The sequence below is a fragment of the Thioalkalivibrio sp. ALE22 genome (genome assembly GCF_000381445.1).
GTDB lineage: Bacteria > Pseudomonadota > Gammaproteobacteria > Ectothiorhodospirales > Ectothiorhodospiraceae > Thioalkalivibrio.
The window spans coordinates 86,790-103,794 of sequence record NZ_KB906499.1 but is presented as its reverse complement, the minus strand read 5'-3'; the positions used below and the strand labels follow the sequence as shown (position 1 = coordinate 103,794).

Below are 17,005 nucleotides of genomic sequence, written 5' to 3'. Positions count from 1 at the left end.
GAAGGACCACTAGATGGACTATTTCGACTACCACGGCGACACGCTGTTCTGTGAGGGTGTGGCCCTGGACGGCCTGGCCGAACTGGTCGGCACCCCGGCCTACGTGTATTCCCGTGCCACGCTGGAGCGCCACTATCGCGCGTTCAGCGAGGCGCTGATCGGGACCCCGCACCAGGTCTGCTTCGCGGTGAAGGCGAACTCCGCGCTGGGGGTGCTGAACGTGCTCGCGCGCCTGGGCGCCGGCTTCGACATCGTCTCCGGCGGCGAACTGGAACGCGTGCTGCGCGCCGGCGGCGACCCGGCGAAGATCGTGTTCTCCGGCGTCGGCAAGACCGCCGCCGAGATGCGCCGCGCGCTGGAGGTCGGCATCCACTGTTTCAACGTCGAGTCCGCGCCGGAGCTGGAGCGGCTGGAGACGGTCGCGGCAGAGCTCGGCATTCAGGCCCCGGTGTCGATCCGGGTGAACCCGGACGTCGATGCCGAGACCCACCCCTACATCGCCACCGGGCTGCGCGAGAACAAGTTCGGTGTGGCGATCGAGGAGGCGCCGGCGCTGTATGCCCGGGTGCGTGACAGCCAGCACCTGGCGGCCACCGGCGTCGACTTCCACATCGGCTCGCAGCTGACCCGCATTGATCCGTTCACCGATGCCCTCAAGCGTGTGCTGGCGCTGGTGGATCAGCTGGCCGAGGACGGCGTCACACTCGAACACATCGATGTCGGCGGTGGCCTGGGCGTGCGCTACCGCGACGAGACGCCGCCGGAGCCCGATGTCTGGGCCAGCGCCCTGCGCGAGGTGCTGGGCGAACGAAGCCTGAAGGTGCTGCTGGAGCCGGGCCGCGCCATCGCGGCGAACGCCGGCGTGTTCCTGACCCGGGTGGAATACCTCAAGCACACCGAGGCGCATGACTTCGCGATCGTCGACGGCGCGATGAACGACCTGCTGCGCCCGGCGCTGTACGGCGCCTGGCAGGAGATCGTGCCGGTGGTACAGCGCGACGACACGGCGACGCGGACCTACGACATCGTCGGCCCGGTCTGCGAGACCGGCGACTTCCTCGGCCGCGAGCGCGAACTGGCGCTGGCCGCCGGTGACCTGCTCGCGGTGCGCTCTGCCGGGGCCTACGGCTATGTGATGGCCGGCAATTACAACTCGCGGCCGCGCCCGCCGGAGGTGATGGTCGACGGCGACCACTTCCAGATCATCAACCGCCGCGAGCAGGTGGATCACCTGATGATGCGCGAGAGCATGCTGCCCCAGGATTCTGAAGACGTGGACCCGGATGACACGGACCCGCCCGGGAGCGTGGCCCCGTGATCCCGCGCCAGCCCGAACCGGAGCTGATGCTGGAGCCTGCGCAGGCACGCGCCTACGCCGAGGCCGACTTCGCCGCCCCGCACGAGGGCTTCGTGGATGCCTTCGCCGAGGTCTTCCCGGGCCCGGTGACCGGGCCGGTGCTGGATCTCGGCTGTGGCCCGGGTGACGTCTCGCTGCGCTTCGCCGCGCGCTACCCCGACTGCGAGGTGGACGGCCTCGACGGCGCGCCCGCGATGCTGGCCGCCGGCGACGCCCTGATGGCCGGTCACCCGGCCGCGCGGCGGGTTCATCTGGCCGAGGGCTGCCTGCCCGAGGCCCGCGGCCCGCGTGCCCCGTATGCCACGATCATCAGCAACTCCCTGCTGCATCACCTGCACGACCCCGCGGTGCTGTGGCAGGCGATCCGCCGCGACGGGGCACCGGGGGCAGCGGTATTCGTGATGGACCTGCGCCGCCCGGACTCGACCGAGTCCGTCCAGGCCCTGGTCGCGCAGTACGCAGCCGATGACCCGGACGTCCTGCGGCGCGACTTCGAGCACTCCCTGCACGCCGCCTTCACGCCCGAGGAGGTGCGCGCGCAGCTGGCCGCCGCCGGCCTCGACGGTTTTACCGTCCACGTCACGTCGGACCGCCACATGATCATTTTCGGTCACCTGCCGGGGCACCGCTGATGCGTCTCGAATTCACCAAGATGCACGGGCTGGGCAACGATTTCGTGGTGATCGATGGCATCCGCCAGTCGGTCCGGCTGGACGCATCGACGCTGCGCCATCTCGCGGATCGCCACTTCGGCATCGGCTGCGACCAGGTGCTGCTGGTGGAGGCGCCGAGCGATCCGGCGCAGGCACTGTTCCGCTACCGCATCTTCAATGCCGACGGCTCCGAGGTGGAGCAGTGCGGCAACGGGGCGCGCTGCTTCGCCCGCTTCGTGCGCGAGCAGGGCCTGACCGAGGCCCGCGAGATCCCGGTCGAGACCCTGGGCGGGCGCATCGTGCTGCATGTCGAGGACGACGAGCGGGTGCGCGTGGACATGGGCCGACCCGAGTTCGCGCCGGCGCGCATCCCGCTGGTCGCCGAGGCCGAGGCCGACGCCTACACCCTGGACGTACAGGGCCACTCGATCACCCTCGGCGCGGTGTCCATGGGCAACCCCCATGCGGTGATCCTGGTCGACGACGTCGCGCGCGCCCCGGTGGCCGAGATCGGCCCGATCATCGAACGCCACGAGAGCTTCCCGCGGCGCGTCAACGTCGGCTTCGCCGCGCTGCGCGACCGCGGCCATGTCGACCTGCGGGTATTCGAGCGCGGGGTCGGCGAGACGCTGGCCTGTGGCAGTGGCGCGGCCGCCGCGATGGCCGTGCTGCGCCGCCGCGGACTGGTCGACGATGACGTCGAGGTGGCCCTGCCGGGCGGGACCCTTGTGCTAAGCTGGGACGGACAGGCCGAGGCACCGGTTTGGCTGACCGGGCCGGCCACCACGGTATTCAACGGCTGGATCGATCTATGACTGGGCAATCCTCCAACGCCTCTGCTGCAGAGACCGCGAAGACCCGCTCGCCGAAAAAGAACCCGCAAGCCCCGATCGGCGCCGCCGACGTCGAGGCCTACCTGCGCGCGCACCCGGATTTCTTCCAGGACCACCTGCCGCTGCTGGACATCCTGCGCATCCCCCACCCATCCGGCGGGGCCGTCTCGCTGCTGGAGCGCCAGGTCGCGCTGCTGCGCGAGAAGCACCGCGCGATGGAGCAGCACATGGGCGAGCTGGTCGAGCGCGCCCGCGACAACGAACGCATGGGCCAGCACCTGCACGAACTGGCCAAGACCCTGATGCGCGCCGAAAACCTGGACGCCGTGCTGGCCCTGACCCAGGACGCCCTGCGCAACGAGCTGGGCGCGGAGCGCGTCAGCATCCGCCTGGCGCATCGCAAGGTCGACGACCTGCATGCGCTGGACAAGGGTGAGCTGGGCACCTTCGACCCGCTGTTCAGCCGCGGCAAGGCCCAGTGTGGCCGGGTCCCCGCCGAGATGCTGGATGTACTGTTCGACGATGCCGAGGAGATCGGATCCGCGATCCTGATGCCCCTGGGCGATGATGCCGACCGGATCGGCGTGCTCGGCCTGGCGAGCGAATCCGCGAACCGCTTCCAGCCCGACATGGGCACCTATTTCGTGACCCACATCGGCGACCTGCTGGCCGAGTCGATCCGCTGCCATGTCGAGCGGACCCACGCCGCGGCCTGACCCGGCGACCGGGGACGCGCCCGCGCAGGATGCGGATATCACGGCGTTTCTGGGCCACCTGAGCGACGTTCGCGGCCATTCGCCGCATACCGTCAAGGCCTATCGACGCGACCTGACGCGCCTGCGCAGCCTGCATCACGGCCCCTGGGAGGCGCTCAGGCCGGCCGACATGCGCCGCATCGCCGGGCAACTGGCGCGCCAGGGCCATCACCCGCGCTCCATTCAGCGCTTCCTGTCCGCTGCACGCGGCTTCTTTGCCTACCAGGTGGAACAGCGGCGCATGCCCGCCAACCCGGCGTCCGGCATGCGCGGCCCCCGGGCCGGGCGCGCCCTGCCGCGCGATCTCGATGTCGACCAGACACAGCAGGCCCTGGCTCCGGCCGAGGGCCCGGACCCGACGCTGGCCGCCCGCGACCAGGCGATGCTGGAGCTGCTGTATTCCTCCGGGCTGCGCCTGTCGGAACTGACCGGGCTGGATCTGACCGATCTCGACCTGGACGCGGGACTGGTGCGGGTGCTCGGCAAGGGCCGGCGCGAGCGCAGCGTGCCGGTGGGGCGCAAGGCGCGGGAGGCCCTGCGCACCTGGTTGCGGCACCGGGGGGACTGGGCAGCGCCGGACGAGCGGGCGGTCTTCGTCAGCCGTCGCGGCCCGCGCATCGGCAACCGCGCGGTGCAGCGCCGCGTCGCCGAGGCGGGACGCCGCGCCGGGCTGGACGTGCGCCTGCACCCGCACCGGCTGCGCCATGCGTTTGCCAGCCATCTGCTGGAATCCAGCGGCGACCTGCGGGCCATCCAGGAACTTCTCGGCCACGCCAACCTTGAAACCACCCAGATCTATACCCATCTCGACTATCAGCATCTGGCACAGGTGTATGATGCCGCCCATCCGCGGGCCCGCCGGAGAGATTGATCCGGCTGCGATCGCACCCGCCGGGTGAACGATCCCGGGTCGCCGCGACCCAACACCGTGCCCCCCGATACACAGCCGGACAGGAGAACCCCGTGGAACAGTTTCGCGGCACCACCATCGTTTGCGTCCGCAAGGACGGCGCCGTCACCCTCGGGGGCGACGGCCAGGTATCCCTTGGCAACACCGTGATGAAGGGCAACGCGCGCAAGGTGCGCCGGGTCTATCACGACCGCATCCTGGCCGGGTTTGCCGGCGGCACCGCCGATGCCTTCACCCTGTTCGAGCGCTTCGAGGGCATGCTGGAGAAGCACTCCGGCAATATCACCCGGGCTGCGGTGGAGCTGGCCAAGGACTGGCGCACCGACCGCGCCCTGCGCAAGCTGGAGGCCCTGCTGGCCGTGTCCGACCGCGAGAACTCGTTCGTGATCTCGGGGAACGGCGACGTGATCGAGCCGGAGAACGCACTGATCGCGATCGGTTCCGGCGGGCCCTACGCCCAGGCCTCCGCCCAGGCCCTGCTGCAGAACACCGACCTTTCGGCGCGCGAGATCGTGGAGAAGTCCCTGAACATCGCCGCCGACATCTGCGTGTATACCAATCACAACATCACCCTGGAGAGCCTGGACGCGGAGTAACGCGCCAGGCCCCGGACGACCCGATCCGACCAAGGCCCCTTTTGCCATGACCGACATGACCCCCCGCGAGATCGTCCAGGAACTGGACCGCTACATCATCGGCCAGGACGAGGCCAAGCGCTCCGTCGCCATCGCCCTGCGCAACCGCTGGCGCCGGCGCCAGCTGCCGCCGGAGCTGCAGCCCGAGGTCACGCCGAAGAACATCCTGATGATCGGCCCGACCGGTGTCGGCAAGACCGAGATCGCCCGGCGCCTGGCCAAGCTGGCCCGCGCGCCGTTCATCAAGATCGAGGCGACCAAGTTCACCGAGGTCGGCTATGTCGGCCGCGATGTCGAATCGATCATCCGCGACCTGGCCGAGGCCGCGGTCAAGCAGCTGCGCGACGAGGCCATCAAGGAAAACCGCGTCAAGGCCGAGGACGCCGCCGAGGAACGCATCCTCGACGCCCTGCTGCCGCGCCCGCGCAATGCCGGCTTCACCGAGTCCGAGCCGGAGGACGCCGGCAGCGAGACCCGGCAGAAGCTGCGCAAGCGCCTGCGCGAAGGCGACATGGACGAGCGCGAGATCGACATCGAGGTCTCGCAGAACCCGCAGGGTGTGGAGATCATGACACCGCCGGGCATGGAGGAGATGGCCAGTCAGCTGCAGTCGATGTTCCAGAACCTCGGCGGTCAGAAGACCCGCTCGCGGCGGCTCAAGATCGCCGAGGCCCGCAAGCTGCTCATCGAGGAGGAGGCCGCGCGCCTGATCAACGAGGAAGACCTGAAGGAGCGCGCCATCGAGCGGGTGGAGCAAAGCGGCATCGTGTTCCTCGACGAGATCGACAAGGTCGCCAAGGGCAGCGAGAAATCGAGCGGCGGCGAGGTCTCGCGCGAGGGCGTGCAGCGCGACCTGCTGCCGCTGATCGAGGGCACCACCGTGTCCACCAAGCTGGGCATGGTGCGCACCGACCACATCCTGTTCATTGCCTCCGGCGCCTTCCACCTGTCGAAGCCCTCCGACCTGGTGCCGGAGCTGCAGGGGCGGCTGCCCATTCGGGTGGAGCTGGATGCGCTGTCGGCGGACGCCTTCGTGCGCATCCTGACCGAACCCACCGCCTCGCTGACCGAGCAGTACACCGAGCTGATGAAGACCGAAGGCGTGGAGCTGCGCTTCGAGGCGGACGGGGTGCGCCGCCTGGCCGAGATCGCCCATGACGTGAACGCGCGCACCGAGAACATCGGCGCCCGCCGCCTGCACACCGTGCTCGAACGCCTGCTGCAGGACGTCGCCTACCGCGCCCCGGACGTGGACGGCGCCGTGACCGTGGACCGCGAATTCGTCGATCAGCGCCTGGGGGATCTGGTCGAGGACGAGGACCTGTCCCGCTACATCCTCTGACGCCGCGCCGCGCCGTTACTCGGGCGCCCCCGGGCGGTAGGGATCCGGCCAGCCCTCGGGCGGCGGGTGGAAGCGCTTGTAGGCCCAGTTGTACTGTTCGGGGCAGCGCCGCACCAGCGTCTCCACATGGGCGTTGATCGCCGCGGCCGCGCGGGTGAAGTCGCGGTCGGCCACCTCCGGCCCGGCCTCGACCTCGTGATAGCGAAAGCCCCGGCCCCCGGGCAGGCGCTCGGCAAACAGGAAGACCACGTGATCCCCGCGCCCGCGCAGCAGGCGCGGGAGCAGGGTCATGGTCAGGGCCGGGCGGCCGAAGAACGGGGCGTGCTGCCCCGAGGCGCCCTTGGGACTCTGGTCCGGCAGGATGCCGATAATCGCGCCGCGATCGCGGGCCTGCTGGAGGATACGCAGGCCGCTGCGATCGGCCGGGGCCAGCTCGGCGCCGGTGGAGGCCCGGGCCTCGCGCACCCAGCGATCGATCTCCGGCGTCTTGAACGGGCTGTACAGGGTGGCCATGGGCCCGTGGCGGGCGGCGCGCAGACCGGCGAACTCCCAGGATCCGAGATGCGGGGCGCACAGGAACAGGGCCCGGCCGACGGGCCGGTCGCGCAGGCGCGCGTAGTGCGGTGGCTGGACCGCCAGCGCCTCCAGCGTCTCCGGGCGCGCCTGCCACAGCCAGGGGGACTCGGTCAGGGCGCGGCCCATGCCCATCAGGGAACGCCGTCCGACGCGCCGGCGCCAGGCCGGGTCCTTGTCCGGAAAGCACAGCGCCAGGTTGATTCGGGTGATGCGCGCCGAGCGGGTCGGCAGGTACCAGACCAGCGCCCCCACCAGGCCGCCCAGGGCGTGGTTGACCCGCAGCGGGAGGCGCGCGAGCAGACGCAGGCCACCCCCGATCAGGCGATCACGCAGATGCCGACGTCGGGCCATGTTCGGGGGCTTCGGGTTCGATGGTCGCGGATGGCGGCTCGCGCGGGGGAATGCCGCCTTCGGTCATCAGCGGCTTGAGGGTCGTGCGCAGGTTGCGGAACAAGCGCGGGTGCTGCGCCTCCTCCTGCGCCAGGAGCTGTTTCATGTGCTCGCGCTGGGTGGGCATCGCGAAGCAGGCGGGGCAGTTGTCGAGGATCACCGGCAGCCCGGCGGCCTCGGCAAAGTCCCGCGTCTGGCGCTCGCGTACGTAGACCAGCGGGCGGATCACCCGCAGGTCGCCTGCATCGATCGCGTAGTGGGCCTTCATGGTGCGCAACTGGCCGCCGTGGAACGCGCTCATCATGAAGCTCTCGGCGAGATCGTCCAGATGCTGGCCCAGCGCCAGCACGTCGTAGCCGTGTTCCCGCGCGGTGCGATACATCAGGCCGCGCTTCATGCGCGAGCAGAAGGAACAGAACGAGTCGTTGTCCATGTGCGCGTCGGCCAGCTCGGCGATCGGCTCGGACACGAAGTGATAGGGAATGCCGTAGGCGGCGAGATAGTCCATCAGGCGCTGCGGCTCGAAGCCCTCGATCTCCGGATTGATGGTGACCGCGCCGACCTCGAAGTGCACCGGGGCCCGGCGTGCGAGGTTGTGCAGCAGCCACAGCAGGGTCAGGGAATCCTTGCCGCCGGACAGGCCGACGAGGATGCGATCGCCCTCGCGCACCATGTCGAAGTCGGCGATGGCGCGGCCGGCGAGGCGGCGAATCGAGGCGGGAACGGCGGGTGTCTCCATGGGGCCGCAACATAGGCCGCCGCCGCCCGGCACGCAAGCACCGGCATGCCAATCCGGGGAGAGGGCACGCCAGGCTTTGGGGCGCAGCGGGCCGCGCATGCACCGTGGCCGGGCAAGCGTTGCGCCGCCAGGGTGCGGGATCGCGGTGCGGGATCGCGGCGACCGGGGCGCACGCTGGGCCTGCGCGGCGGGTCCCGCCGTGGCATTGGGTTTGCATGAGCTCGGGAACACCCATGTCCACCGGGGACCCCCATGCACGACCGCAAGAGCCTCAGCCTGGCCGCCGAACTGCGGCGGAACATGCGGGCCGAATTCCCCGCAGTGGCCCGGCTGTCGGTCAGTGACCCGGACTTCATGGAGACCATTCTGGATTATGCGGCGCGCTCGCAGTCGAGCCTGGTGCAGGCCGCGGCGCTGACCCTGCGCAGCCAGCTCGAAGGGTCGGGGTATCTGCACGCGCCGCGGCGCGAGCCGCCCGCCGGGACCGACGCGGCGCCATCCGCAGGGGGCCGGCCCACCCACAAACGCCGGGTCTACCGCGGGCGGGTGATCGACGACCCGGAGTAGTCTTTCGCCCGCGGGACTTTTTGGCGACACTCGGGGTTTTGGCCGGAGACCCCTGATGGACGCACTGTACCCCGAGATCGAACCCCACGGGATGGGCCGCCTGGCGGTCGGCGACGGCCACGAACTCTACTTCGAGGAGTGCGGCAATCCCGACGGGATCCCGGTGGTATTCCTGCATGGCGGACCGGGCTCGGGCTGCGAGAGCTGGCACCGGCGCTTCTACGACCCGGAACGCTACCGGATCGTGCTTTTCGACCAGCGGGGCTGCGGGCGCTCGACCCCGCATGCCGGTCTGGAGGCGAACACCACCTGGCACGTGGTCGCGGACATCGAGCGCCTGCGCGAGCACCTGGGGATCGAGCGCTGGGTGGTATTCGGGGGGTCCTGGGGCTCCACCCTCGGCCTGGCCTACGCCGAGACGCATCCGGAGCGGGTGCTGGGCCTGGTGCTGCGCGGGATCTTCCTGTGCCGGCCGCAGGATATCCAGTGGTTCTACCAGTCCGGGGCCGACCGTCTGTTCCCCGAGGCCTGGGCCGAGTACGAGGCGCAGATCCCCGAGACCGAGCGCGACGACATGGTGGGCGCCTACTACCGGCGGCTTACCTCCCCGGAACGCCCGGTGCGCGAGGCCGCGGCCCGGGCCTGGTCGGGCTGGGAGGGGCGCACATCCTGTCTGGTGCCGAACCCCGATGTCATCGCCCACTTCGAGGACCCGGACGTCGCGGTCAGCCTCGCGCGGCTGGAGTGCCACTATTTCATGCACGACACCTTCCTCGAGCCGGATCAGCTGCTGCGCGACGCGGGGCGGCTGACGGGGATCCCCGGGACGCTGGTGCACGGGCGCTATGACGTGGTCTGTCCGGTCAACCAGGCGGTGGCGCTGCACCGGGCCTGGCCACAGGCGCAGCTGGAGATCGTGCCGGATGCGGGCCATTCGGCCGCCGAGCCCGGGATCCTGCGCCGCCTGGTGGCCGCGACCGACCGGCTGGCCGCCGACCTGGCGGGGCAGGTGGAGCCCGGGACCGGGGGAGCGCGCGCGTGATCGCGGTGATCCAGCGCGTCACCGAGGGCCGGGTCGCGATCGACGGGGAGGCAGTCGGGACCATCGGGCCGGGGTTGCTCGCGCTGGTCGCGGTGGAGCCGAACGACACCGAGGCGGGCGCAGATCGCATGCTCGACCGGTTGCTGGGCTACCGGGTCTTCGCCGACGCCGAGGGCCGGATGAACCGGAGCCTGGTCGAGGCCGGCGGCGGGCTGCTGCTGGTGCCGCAGTTCACCCTCGCGGCCGACACCCGCAAGGGGATGCGCCCGAGCTTCTCGGGATCCGCCACCCCGGAACACGGGGCGGCACTGTTCGACTATCTGGTGCGGCGGGCCGGGGAACGCCACGCACCGGTGGCCAGTGGTCGCTTCGGCGCGGACATGCAGGTGAGCCTGACCAACGACGGGCCGGTCACCTTCTGGCTGGAGGCCCGTGGCCAGTAACCCGCGACAGGCGACGGAAACGGAAACGAGGTCAAGGGCGGGTTGCACCACGAAGTGCACGAAGGCACGAAGAAGGGCGATAGCACCACAGAGGGCCCAGAGGACGCAGAGAAGGTCCCGGCTCGCGTGCTGCGGATGCCGTGGCCGCGCCGGCGGCCCGGCGAAGGGATTCGCTCCAAGCCCCTCCGTACTTTCTCCGTGTCCTGTGTGTGCTCTGTGGTGACCAAAATGGTTTGCGGGGCCGGAAACGAAGAGACCCGGCACAGGGCCGGGTCTCCAGGGACAGCGCGGGGTTCGCTGCGGGCGCGGATCAGGCCGCGCGGCGCAGGAACGGACGCTGGCCGGACTGGACCGCGCGACGGATGAAGTCGGCACGGCCGGCCTCGCGCTGGTTCAGGTTGTCGGCGCACTGCGACGGCTCGTAGGCGGCAGCGGAGAGCATCACTTCCAGCTCGCACAGGTCGACCTTCGGCTGGGTCAGTTCGTCCGGGGTGGTGTTCAGCTTGCGGCCCACTTCCCAGAACATGCGCGGGTTCCAGAGCTTGGTCTGGATGCGCGGGGACTGGAACAGGGTGACGCAGCGGTTGTTGAGCTCTTGCTGATCCATGAGGGACTCCTGTGACAGATTGTTCAAGCGCGCCCGAATCTAGCCGACCCGGGGCGCGAATACAAGCGTTTCCTGATGGAACGAGCGGTTTGGCGCGGCGCGTTATTCGACGGTGACCGACTTCGCGAGGTTGCGCGGCTGGTCCACGTCGGTGCCCTTCAGCACGGCCGTGTGATAGGCGAGCAACTGCAGCGGGATGGTGAACAGGACTGGCGCCAGCCAGGGACTGAGGGCCTCGTTCTGCGGGAGGCCGATCCAGGTGTCTTCCGGGGCCAGCGCCCGTGCGGCGCTGGATTCGCCGATCACGATCAGCTGCCCGCCCCGCGCCCGAACCTCCTGCAGGTTGCTGGAGAGCTTTTCCAGCTGGGCGTCGTCCGGGGCGACCGCGATCACCGGCATCTCCGTATCGACCAGGGCCAGCGGGCCGTGTTTCAGCTCGCCCGAGGGATAGGCCTCGGCGTGGATGTAGGAGATCTCCTTCAGCTTGAGGGCACCCTCCAGGGCGATCGGGAAATACGCGCCCCGGCCCAGGAACAGGGCGTGTTGGCGTTCCAGCAGGTCCTCGGCGATCCGCGCGATGGGGGTGTCCAGGGCGAGGATCCGCGCGACCTGATCCGGCAGACCCCGCAGGGCCGCGACAGCGGCGGCACGGTCGCTGGCCGGCATCCGGGCGGCCGTCGCGACCTGACCCAGCAGCAGGACCAGGATCCCCAGGGCGGCGAGCTGGGTGGTGAAGGCCTTGGTGGAGGCGACACCGATCTCCGGGCCGGCGTGCGTCATCAGGATCAGGTCGGCCGCGCGCGCCATGGTGCTCTCGGGGACATTGCAGATGGCCAGGCGGGCGAGGAACGGCTCCTCCTGGGACTGGCGCAGCACCGCGAGGGTGTCGGCTGTCTCACCGGACTGGGAGATCACCACAAGCAGCGTGCCGGGGGCGAGGACATGGCGGCGGTAGCGGTACTCGCTGGCGACCTCCACCCGCGCCGGCAGGCCCAGGTGCTCCTCGATCCAGTGGGCCGCGACCATGCCGGCGTGATAGCTGGTGCCGCAGGCCACGATCTGGACGGCGGCGACGTCGGCGAGCCGTTCGTCACTGCCCGGGCCGAGGATGTTTTCGAGGATGGCCGCTTCGCCGAGGCGACCGGACAACGTCTCCTCGAGGGCGTGGGGCTGCTCGTAGATCTCCTTGAGCATGAAATGCCGGTATTCGCCACGATCCGCGACGTTCACCTGGCAACGACTCTCGCGGATGCCGCGCTCGACCGGGGCCCCGCGCGCATCCTCGACCTCGACGCCGGCGCGCGTCAGACGGGCGATGTCGCCGTCCTCGAGGTCGACAAAGCGCTGGGTCACCGGGAGCAGGGCCTGCACGTCGGAGGCGGCAAAGGTCTCGCCAATCCCCAGGCCGAGCAGCACCGGGCTCCCGGAGCGGGCGACGATCAGCTCGTCGGGGAAGTCCGCGAACACCGCGGCGATGGCGTAGGCCCCCTGGAGCTCGGCGCAGGTGCTGCGCATCGCCTCTCGCGGGGTGGCACCGGCCTCCAGCGCCTGTTCCAGCCGGTGGGCGATGACCTCGCTGTCGGTCGCCGACACGCAGGGCCAGCCCGCAGCGTCCAGACGCGAGCGCAGGTCCGCATGGTTCTCGATGATGCCGTTGTGCACGATCGCCACGCGGCCATCCCGCGAGCGATGGGGGTGGGCATTCTCCTCGCTCGGGGCACCGTGTGTGGCCCAGCGGGTGTGGGCGATGCCCACGCGCCCCTGCAGGCCGGCGGCGTCGATGCGCTGCTCCAGCGCCGCCACCTTGCCGATGGCGCGGATGTCGGCAACCGCCCCGTCGTTCACCACCGCCACGCCGGCGGAGTCATAGCCCCGGTACTCCAGGCGGTGAAGCCCTTCCACCAGGACGGGGACCAGGTTGCGCTCGCCGATGCCTGCCACCAGACCGCACATGGGTTAGCTCTCCTTGTTCTTGCTGGTCTTCTTCGGACGCGGCCAGTCGCGGATGGTGCGGGGCCGGGCGCGCGTGAGCGCCAGGGCACCCGGCTCGACGTCGTCGGACAGGGTGGACCCGGCACCCACAGTGGCATCGTCGCCGATGCGGATGGGCGCCACGAGCGCGGTGTTCGAGCCGATAAAGGCCCGTTCGCCGATCTCGGTGTGGTGCTTGTTGGCCCCGTCATAATTGCATGTGATGGTGCCGGCGCCCAGGTTCGCGCCCGCCCCTACCCGGGCATCACCGACATACGTCAGGTGATTCGCCTTCGCTCCCGGACCGAGGGTGGCGTTCTTCATCTCCACAAAGTTGCCGACCCGCGCGCCCGTGCCGAGAACCGTGCCCGGCCGGAGGCGCGCAAACGGCCCGATCCGGGCATCCGCGTCCACCCGCACCCCCTCGAGGATGCTGTGCGCCGCGATCTGCGTGCCCGACCCGATCTGGCAGTCGCGCAGCACGCAGCCGGGGCCAATGTAGACATCATCCGCCAGCGTGACCGTGCCCTCGATCACGACGTTCACGTCCAGGGTGCAGTCCTGCCCGAAGGTGAGAACGCCTCGGACATCGACACGGTCGGGATCGGCCAGTGCCAGGCCGTCGCGCATCATGTCGGCGGCCTGCGCCTGCTGGTAGAGCCGTTCCTGGACGGCCAGCTGGGCGCGATCGTTCACGCCGAGCACCGCGGCCGGATCCCGACTCTCGGCAACCGTGACCGCGGATCCGTCGGCGCGGGCCGCGGCGACCACGTCGGTCAGGTACCACTCGCGCGCGCCACCCGATGCCGGCTCGCAGGCAGCCAGCCAACGGCGCAGATCGCCCGCCGGCGCGGCCAGGACCCCGGTATTGATCAGATCCACGGCCCGTTCGTCGATCGACGCCTCCTTGTCCTCGACGATTCGCTCGAGGGCGCCGTCCGGGGCCAGGATCAGGCGCCCGTAGCCCCCGGGATCGGCAACACGCGCGGCGAGCACGGTCACCCCATCGCCCGCCGCGCAGGCCTCGAGGTCGGCGACCGGGATCCGCGGCACATCGCCGTAGGTCACCAGCACGCGCGCTGCATCGGGGACATGTTCCAGCGCGCGAAACACCGCGTGTCCCGTTCCGCGGGGCTCACCCTGATCGATCCAGTCGAGGGGCAGCGTCGATTCCGCGAACGCGGCGCGCACGCGTTCCTGCTGGTGGCTCACCACGACGTGGCAGGCGGCGGCGTCCAGCGCGGCTGCGCGGTCGAGTACGTGGGCAAGGAGGGGCCGGTCGGCCAGGGGCTGCAGGACCTTCGGCTTGCGCGAACGCATGCGCGTGCCCTTGCCGGCGGCCAGTACCACGAGATGGAGGGGTGTCATTTCAGGCATGGCTGCAATGATAAAGGGCCAACCGAGATGGTTGGCCCTTGGGGTAGGTCATCCGTCGCAATTCGCCGGATTATTTCCGGCGCAGCTTCTGGATCATCTGCAGGCGGGCGGCCGCCTCGACCAACTCCGCCTGGGCCTTGGCGTAGTCGAAGTCGGCCTTGGAGTTCTCCAGGGCCTCCTCCGCGCGCTTCTTGGCCTCCAGCGCCTCGGCCTCGTCGAGGTCCTTGGCCCGCACTGCGGTGTCCGCGAGGACGGTTACGTGGTAGGGCTGGACCTCGAGGATGCCGCCGGATACGAACACCGGCTGCGGCTCGGCGCCTTCCTTTTCCTGGATGCGCAGTTCGCCCGGGTTGAGCCGGGCGAGCATCTGGGTATGCCCGGCATATACGCCGACCTCGCCACCTTCGGCGGGCGCGGCGATCATCAGGGCCGTACCGGAGTAGATGGACTCCTCCGCACTGACCACATCCACATGCATATTCATGGGCATAACGCCTTGCTCCTTAGCCGAGCTTCTCGGCCTTCTCGACGGCTTCCTCGATGGTGCCGACCATGTAGAAGGCCTGCTCCGGCAGGTGGTCGTATTCACCGTCGACGATCGCCTTGAACGCACGGATGGTGTCCTTCAGGGACACGTACTTGCCGGGCGCCCCGGTGAAGACCTCGGCCACGAAGAACGGCTGCGACAGGTAGCGCTGGATCTTGCGCGCGCGGGCCACGACCAGCTTGTCGTCTTCCGACAGCTCGTCCATCCCGAGGATCGCGATGATGTCCTTCAGCTCCTTGTAGCGCTGCAGGGTACCCTGCACCGCACGGGCGGTGTCGTAGTGCTCCTGGCCAATGATCTGCGGGTCCAGCTGGCGCGAGGTGGAATCCAGCGGATCCACCGCCGGGTAGATCCCCAGCTCGGCGATCTGGCGCGACAGCACGACGGTCGCATCCAGGTGCGCAAAGGTCGTGGCCGGGGACGGGTCGGTCAAGTCATCCGCCGGCACGTAGACGGCCTGGATGGAAGTGATCGAACCCTTCTTGGTTGAGGTGATGCGCTCCTGCAGCACACCCATCTCTTCCGCCAGGGTCGGCTGGTAACCCACCGCGGACGGCATACGACCCAGCAGCGCGGAGACCTCGGTCCCGGCCAGGGTGTAGCGGTAGATGTTGTCGATGAACATCAGCACGTCGCGGCCTTCGTCACGGAAGAACTCGGCCATGGTGAGACCGGTCAGCGCGACGCGCAGACGGTTGCCCGGCGGCTCGTTCATCTGGCCGTAGACCAGGGCCACCTTGTCGAGGACGTTGGAGTCCTTCATCTCGTGATAGAAGTCGTTCCCTTCACGAGTACGCTCGCCCACGCCGGCAAACACCGAATAACCGGAGTGCTCGATCGCGATGTTGCGGATCAGCTCCATCATGTTGACGGTCTTGCCCACGCCGGCGCCGCCGAACAGGCCGACCTTGCCGCCCTTCGCGAAGGGGCACAGCAGATCGATGACCTTGATGCCGGTTTCCAGCAGCTCGGTGGAGCCCGCCTGCTCGTCGAAGGTCGGGGCGGCGCGGTGGATCGACCAGGTCTCCTGGGCCTCCACGTCGCCGGCGTTGTCCACCGGACGACCGAGGACGTCCATCACGCGGCCCAGAGTCCCCTTGCCGACCGGCACGGAGATCGGCTTGCCGGTCGCGGTGACCGGGGTCTGACGCTTCACACCCTCGGTGGTCCCCATGGCGATCGTGCGCACGACACCGTCACCCAGCTGCTGCTGGACTTCCAGGGTCAGGCCGTTTTCCAGGGTCAGGGCGTCGTAGACCTTGGGCACTTCGCCGTGGGGGAACTCCACATCCACGACGGCGCCGATGATTTCGACAATCTTTCCAGAACTCATTTGTTCATCCTCGTAAGTCGTAATTCGTGCCGAGTCGACCGATACGTGACGGCGGGCGCTAGACCGCGGCCGCGCCGCTGACGATCTCGGAGATCTCCTGGGTGATCGCGGCCTGGCGCGCCTTGTTGTAGACGAGCTGCAGGTCCTTGATCATCGTGCCGGCGTTGTCGGAGGCGGACTTCATCGCCACCATGCGCGCGGCCATTTCGCAGGCCACGTTCTCGACCACCGCCTGGTAGATCAGGGACTCGACATAGCGCTCGAGCAGCGTATCCATCACCGGATGCGTGTCGGGCTCGTAGATGTAATCCCAGTGGTGCTTGAGCGATTCGTCCCGGCTCGGCGCCGTCGGCAGCAGCTGGGTCACCTCGGGCTGCTGCGTCATCGTGTTGACGAACTTGTTCTCCAGCAGCACGACGCGGTCCACCTTGCCGTCGCGGAAGTTGTCCAGCACCACCTTGATCGACCCGATCAGGTCGTTGATGTGCGGACGGTCACCGAGATCCTTGGCTTCGGCCACGATGTTGCCGCCAAGGCGCTTGAAGAACTGCAGCGCCTTGTTGCCCACCACGCAGAGATCGACCTCGACACCCTCGTCGCGGTACCGGCGCATCTCGCCGACAGCCTTCTTGAACAGGTTGGTATTCAACCCGCCGCAGAGGCCGCGATCGGTCGACACGATGATCAGCGCCACGCGCTTCACTTCGCGCTCCACCATGAACGGATGCTTGTACTCGGCATTCGCCATGGCGACGTGACCGATCACGTCGTGGATCTTCTGCGCGTAGGGCCGGGACTCTTCCATACGGTCCTGGGCCTTGCGCATCTTGGACGCGGCGACCATCTCCATCGCCTTGGTGATCTTCTGAGTATTCTGGATACTCTTGATCTGCGTCCGAATCTCCTTAGTGCCCGCCATTGCGTGCTC

The 17,005-nt window shown here is 69.3% G+C and carries 18 protein-coding genes; 10 read left to right on the top strand and 8 right to left on the bottom strand.

All coding sequences use genetic code 11. The features are described 5' to 3' along the window. Positions 1–13 precede the first annotated feature (13 nt). The 7 genes from lysA (at position 14) to hslU (ending at position 6,485) form a co-directional block, all read left to right on the top strand. Positions 14–1,318 (top strand): diaminopimelate decarboxylase, encoded by a 1,305-nt coding sequence (gene lysA, locus F793_RS0100525; protein WP_018881964.1) that lies wholly within the window; start codon positions 14–16, stop codon positions 1,316–1,318. Beyond that, a complete protein-coding gene (locus F793_RS0100520) occupies positions 1,315–1,989 on the top strand; it encodes a trans-aconitate 2-methyltransferase (RefSeq protein WP_018876777.1) in 675 nt (224 codons plus the stop codon). The genes lysA and F793_RS0100520 overlap by 4 nt, the downstream gene beginning before the upstream one ends. Beyond that, positions 1,989–2,825 (top strand): diaminopimelate epimerase, encoded by an 837-nt coding sequence (gene dapF / locus F793_RS0100515; RefSeq protein WP_018867634.1) that lies wholly within the window; start codon positions 1,989–1,991, stop codon positions 2,823–2,825. The genes F793_RS0100520 and dapF overlap by 1 nt, the downstream gene beginning before the upstream one ends. Further along, entirely contained in the window at positions 2,822–3,559 is a 738-nt protein-coding gene (locus F793_RS0100510; protein ID WP_018881965.1) for a DUF484 family protein, read from the top strand. Before dapF ends, F793_RS0100510 begins: the two co-directional genes overlap by 4 nt. Continuing rightward, positions 3,531–4,469, top strand: a complete 939-nt coding sequence (xerC, locus tag F793_RS0100505) for a tyrosine recombinase XerC (RefSeq protein WP_018880954.1) — start codon at positions 3,531–3,533, stop codon at positions 4,467–4,469. Before F793_RS0100510 ends, xerC begins: the two co-directional genes overlap by 29 nt. Before the next feature lie 92 nt (positions 4,470–4,561). After that, positions 4,562–5,104 (top strand): ATP-dependent protease subunit HslV, encoded by a 543-nt coding sequence (gene hslV, locus F793_RS0100500; RefSeq protein ID WP_018141092.1) that lies wholly within the window; start codon positions 4,562–4,564, stop codon positions 5,102–5,104. Positions 5,105–5,150: 46 nt separating this feature from the next. Further along, complete coding sequence (gene hslU, locus F793_RS0100495; protein ID WP_018881966.1) at positions 5,151–6,485, top strand: ATP-dependent protease ATPase subunit HslU; 1,335 nt, start codon at positions 5,151–5,153, stop codon at positions 6,483–6,485. A gap of 15 nt (positions 6,486–6,500) precedes the next feature. On the opposite strand, the gene F793_RS0100490 is transcribed toward hslU, so the two are convergent. Both F793_RS0100490 and F793_RS0100485 read right to left on the bottom strand, forming a co-directional pair. Next, on the bottom strand, positions 6,501–7,412 hold the full coding sequence (locus F793_RS0100490; protein WP_018881967.1) for a lysophospholipid acyltransferase family protein: 912 nt from the start codon (positions 7,410–7,412) through the stop codon (positions 6,501–6,503). Then, positions 7,387–8,190 carry a tRNA 2-thiocytidine(32) synthetase TtcA gene (locus F793_RS0100485; protein WP_018881968.1) on the bottom strand — a complete coding sequence of 268 codons (804 nt, stop codon included), beginning with the start codon at positions 8,188–8,190 and terminating at the stop codon, positions 7,387–7,389. The genes F793_RS0100490 and F793_RS0100485 overlap by 26 nt, the downstream gene beginning before the upstream one ends. Before the next feature lie 252 nt (positions 8,191–8,442). Here F793_RS0100485 and F793_RS0100480 point away from each other — a divergent pair, with 252 nt between their 5' ends. The 3 genes from F793_RS0100480 to dtd are packed head-to-tail and all read left to right on the top strand — an operon-like array spanning position 8,443 to position 10,242. Further along, a complete protein-coding gene (locus F793_RS0100480; protein ID WP_018867628.1) occupies positions 8,443–8,757 on the top strand; it encodes a hypothetical protein in 315 nt (104 codons plus the stop codon). A gap of 55 nt (positions 8,758–8,812) precedes the next feature. Next, positions 8,813–9,799: a prolyl aminopeptidase gene (gene pip, locus F793_RS0100475; RefSeq protein ID WP_018878248.1), complete on the top strand. Its 987-nt coding sequence runs from the start codon at positions 8,813–8,815 to the stop codon at positions 9,797–9,799. Next, complete coding sequence (gene dtd, locus F793_RS0100470; RefSeq protein ID WP_018881969.1) at positions 9,796–10,242, top strand: D-aminoacyl-tRNA deacylase; 447 nt, start codon at positions 9,796–9,798, stop codon at positions 10,240–10,242. The genes pip and dtd overlap by 4 nt, the downstream gene beginning before the upstream one ends. A 310-nt stretch (positions 10,243–10,552) precedes the next feature. On the opposite strand, the gene F793_RS0100465 is transcribed toward dtd, so the two are convergent. The 6 genes from F793_RS0100465 to atpG form a co-directional block, all read right to left on the bottom strand. After that, the gene (locus tag F793_RS0100465; protein WP_017943077.1) at positions 10,553–10,849 is read right to left on the bottom strand and encodes a hypothetical protein; all 297 of its coding nucleotides are present in this window, start codon (positions 10,847–10,849) and stop codon (positions 10,553–10,555) included. A gap of 102 nt (positions 10,850–10,951) precedes the next feature. Beyond that, positions 10,952–12,802 (bottom strand): glutamine--fructose-6-phosphate transaminase (isomerizing), encoded by a 1,851-nt coding sequence (gene glmS / locus F793_RS0100460; RefSeq protein ID WP_018881970.1) that lies wholly within the window; start codon positions 12,800–12,802, stop codon positions 10,952–10,954. A 3-nt stretch (positions 12,803–12,805) separates the two neighbouring features. Continuing rightward, a complete protein-coding gene (gene glmU, locus F793_RS0100455) occupies positions 12,806–14,188 on the bottom strand; it encodes a bifunctional UDP-N-acetylglucosamine diphosphorylase/glucosamine-1-phosphate N-acetyltransferase GlmU (RefSeq protein WP_018881971.1) in 1,383 nt (460 codons plus the stop codon). Positions 14,189–14,267: 79 nt separating this feature from the next. Further along, on the bottom strand, positions 14,268–14,687 hold the full coding sequence (locus F793_RS0100450) for a F0F1 ATP synthase subunit epsilon (protein WP_018867623.1): 420 nt from the start codon (positions 14,685–14,687) through the stop codon (positions 14,268–14,270). 13 nt (positions 14,688–14,700) lie between these two features. After that, positions 14,701–16,077 (bottom strand): F0F1 ATP synthase subunit beta, encoded by a 1,377-nt coding sequence (gene atpD / locus F793_RS0100445; protein ID WP_018867622.1) that lies wholly within the window; start codon positions 16,075–16,077, stop codon positions 14,701–14,703. Positions 16,078–16,135: 58 nt separating this feature from the next. Further along, positions 16,136–16,996 (bottom strand): F0F1 ATP synthase subunit gamma, encoded by an 861-nt coding sequence (atpG, locus tag F793_RS0100440; protein ID WP_018867621.1) that lies wholly within the window; start codon positions 16,994–16,996, stop codon positions 16,136–16,138. Positions 16,997–17,005 lie beyond the last annotated feature (9 nt).

Bases quoted from the DNA above. Each gene is read 5' to 3' on its own strand.
- hslU (WP_018881966.1), top strand. From the start codon at position 5,151: ATGACCGACATGACCCCCCGCGAGATCGTCCAGGAACTGGACCGCTAC.
- atpD (WP_018867622.1), bottom strand. From the start codon at position 16,077: ATGAGTTCTGGAAAGATTGTCGAAATCATCGGCGCCGTCGTGGATGTG.
- pip (WP_018878248.1), top strand. From the start codon at position 8,813: ATGGACGCACTGTACCCCGAGATCGAACCCCACGGGATGGGCCGCCTG.
- xerC (WP_018880954.1), top strand. From the start codon at position 3,531: ATGTCGAGCGGACCCACGCCGCGGCCTGACCCGGCGACCGGGGACGCG.
- F793_RS0100450 (WP_018867623.1), bottom strand. From the start codon at position 14,687: ATGCCCATGAATATGCATGTGGATGTGGTCAGTGCGGAGGAGTCCATC.
- F793_RS0100485 (WP_018881968.1), bottom strand. From the start codon at position 8,190: ATGGAGACACCCGCCGTTCCCGCCTCGATTCGCCGCCTCGCCGGCCGC.
- glmU (WP_018881971.1), bottom strand. From the start codon at position 14,188: ATGACACCCCTCCATCTCGTGGTACTGGCCGCCGGCAAGGGCACGCGC.
- glmS (WP_018881970.1), bottom strand. From the start codon at position 12,802: ATGTGCGGTCTGGTGGCAGGCATCGGCGAGCGCAACCTGGTCCCCGTC.
- F793_RS0100465 (WP_017943077.1), bottom strand. From the start codon at position 10,849: ATGGATCAGCAAGAGCTCAACAACCGCTGCGTCACCCTGTTCCAGTCC.
- dapF (WP_018867634.1), top strand. From the start codon at position 1,989: ATGCGTCTCGAATTCACCAAGATGCACGGGCTGGGCAACGATTTCGTG.
- atpG (WP_018867621.1), bottom strand. From the start codon at position 16,996: ATGGCGGGCACTAAGGAGATTCGGACGCAGATCAAGAGTATCCAGAAT.
- F793_RS0100480 (WP_018867628.1), top strand. From the start codon at position 8,443: ATGCACGACCGCAAGAGCCTCAGCCTGGCCGCCGAACTGCGGCGGAAC.
- lysA (WP_018881964.1), top strand. From the start codon at position 14: ATGGACTATTTCGACTACCACGGCGACACGCTGTTCTGTGAGGGTGTG.
- F793_RS0100490 (WP_018881967.1), bottom strand. From the start codon at position 7,412: ATGGCCCGACGTCGGCATCTGCGTGATCGCCTGATCGGGGGTGGCCTG.
- F793_RS0100510 (WP_018881965.1), top strand. From the start codon at position 2,822: ATGACTGGGCAATCCTCCAACGCCTCTGCTGCAGAGACCGCGAAGACC.